2 protein-coding genes and 1 pseudogene are annotated in these 2033 nt (G+C 63.0%); 1 reads left to right on the top strand and 2 read right to left on the bottom strand.

Annotated elements, in window-relative coordinates:
* Positions 1-917 (bottom strand): chaperonin GroEL (gene groEL, locus Q2941_RS51460; RefSeq protein WP_458197519.1); only part of this gene is annotated, 917 nt, incomplete at its 3' end.
* A gap of 90 nt (positions 918-1007) precedes the next feature.
* Positions 1008-1322, bottom strand: a complete 315-nt coding sequence (locus tag Q2941_RS51455) for a co-chaperone GroES (RefSeq protein ID WP_027527345.1) — start codon at positions 1320-1322, stop codon at positions 1008-1010.
* A gap of 497 nt (positions 1323-1819) precedes the next feature.
* Between Q2941_RS51455 and Q2941_RS51450 the strand changes: the two are divergent.
* A pseudogene (locus Q2941_RS51450) lies at positions 1820-2033 on the top strand (saccharopine dehydrogenase); the annotation flags it as partial.

Below are 2033 nucleotides of genomic sequence, written 5' to 3'. Positions count from 1 at the left end.
CCGAGATCTTCCGAGATCGCCTGGCCGCCGGTCAGGATCGCGATGTCCTGCAGCATGGCCTTGCGGCGATCGCCGAAACCCGGAGCCTTGACGGCCGCGACCTTGAGGCCGCCGCGCAGACGGTTCACGACGAGCGTGGCGAGCGCCTCGCCTTCGACATCTTCAGCCACGATGACCAGCGGCTTGCCGGTCTGCACCACGGCCTCGAGCAGCGGCAACATCTCGTTCAACGAGGAGAGCTTCTTCTCGTTGATCAGGATGTAGGCGTCTTCCATTTCAGCGCGCATCTTGTCGGCATTGGTAACGAAGTAGGGCGAGATGTATCCGCGATCGAACTGCATGCCCTCGACGACGTCGAGCTCGGTCTCGAGTGACTTGGCTTCTTCAACGGTGATGACGCCCTCGTTGCCGACCTTCTTCATGGCATCGGCGAGGAACTTGCCTACTTCGGCATCGCCATTGGCGGAGATGGTGCCGACCTGGGCGATCTCTTCGTTCGAGGTGACCTTCTTGGTATTCTTCGAGAGGTCCGCAACGACCGCGTCGACCGCGAGGTCGATACCGCGCTTGAGATCCATCGGGTTCATGCCGGCGGCAACCGATTTGGCGCCTTCACGGACGATCGCGGCGGCGAGAACGGTCGCGGTGGTGGTGCCATCGCCGGCAGCATCCGCCGCCTTCGACGCCACTTCCCGCACCATCTGCGCGCCCATGTTCTCGAACTTGTCCTCGAGTTCGATCTCCTTGGCGACGGCAACGCCGTCCTTGGTGATGCGGGGAGCGCCGAACGACTTGTCGAGGACGACGTTGCGGCCCTTCGGACCGAGCGTGACCTTCACGGCATTGGCGAGGATCTCGACACCGCGCAGCATGCGGTCGCGGGCATCGACCCCTAATTTGACTTCTTTGGCTGACATATTTGTCCTCCCCGAATTGAAATTCGTCTCTCACCTGCGAGGCAGCATAGGCAGGCGCTCCTCAGGGGTGAGCATTTGCGGCGGTCAGCGTCAGGCCGCCTTCTTGGAGCCGGCGACGTCGGTGAGAACACCCATGATGTCGCTTTCCTTCATGATCAACAACTCCTGGCCGTCGATCTTGACCTCGGTGCCCGACCATTTGCCGAACAGCACGCGGTCGCCGACCTGGACGTCGATCGGGATCAGCTTGCCGCTCTCGTCGCGGCCGCCGGGGCCGACGGCGATCACTTCGCCCTGGGAGGGCTTCTCCTTGGCCGTGTCGGGAATGATGATGCCGCCAGCGGTCTTCTGGTCGGCCTCGATGCGCTTGACCACGAGGCGGTCGTGAAGCGGACGGAATTTCATGCGATCCTCCCCTCTCTTGTGATTATTGCTGGATTGGCCGTCGCAATGAGCGAGTGCTCGCCGCTCCTCACATAAGCCTGTGACACTTGGGCGCAAGGGCTTCGACCCATGTCGCCTGTTGGCCCAAGCAGCGGTTGGGGATGTCCGCTATTCCGCCGCTGTCAGGGAATAAGCAGACATCCGGCAAACAGGCCAAAAGCGACGCGATTGACCCCATCCGGACGTTGCGCACTCCAAGGCTGGAACTGTGGTATCCTCCGTGACCCCGTGGGAGGGTTCAATGAAGCGGCGGACCCTAGGCTCAGCTCGGATGAGGTGATCGAATGAGTGCGCCGGCAAGCCGGTGCGATCCTGCCGGCGGAAGGCCGGTCCGAGTCAGGGTTAGCGCCCCGCGTGGTAGCGCATGTTGCACGGCCCCTGACGACAGTGGCCGCGAAGCCTACGACTACATACAGATCTGAAGATTGCGCTGCGGGGTCGCGAGGAGGATCAACGTCGTGAAGCGGGACTTCGACCTCATCGTTTATGGCGCGACGGGCTACACCGGCCGCCTCATCGCCGAATATCTCGCGGCGTCCTATCGCGGCGACGATGCGCCATCCTGGGCGATCGCGGGGCGCTCGACCGACAAGCTCCAGAAGGTGCGTGCCGATATCGGCGCACCGGACGATTTGCCGTTGGTCACGGCGGATGCCGCCGAGCCGGCCAGCC

Source organism: Bradyrhizobium sp. UFLA05-153 (genome assembly GCF_054185185.1).
Note: the sequence above shows the minus strand (reverse complement) of the source record. Positions and strands in the feature narration are given on the sequence as shown.

Coding starts and splice junctions, on each gene's coding strand:
- Q2941_RS51455 (WP_027527345.1), bottom strand. CDS start 1,322: ATGAAATTCCGTCCGCTTCACGACCGCCTCGTGGTCAAGCGCATCGAG.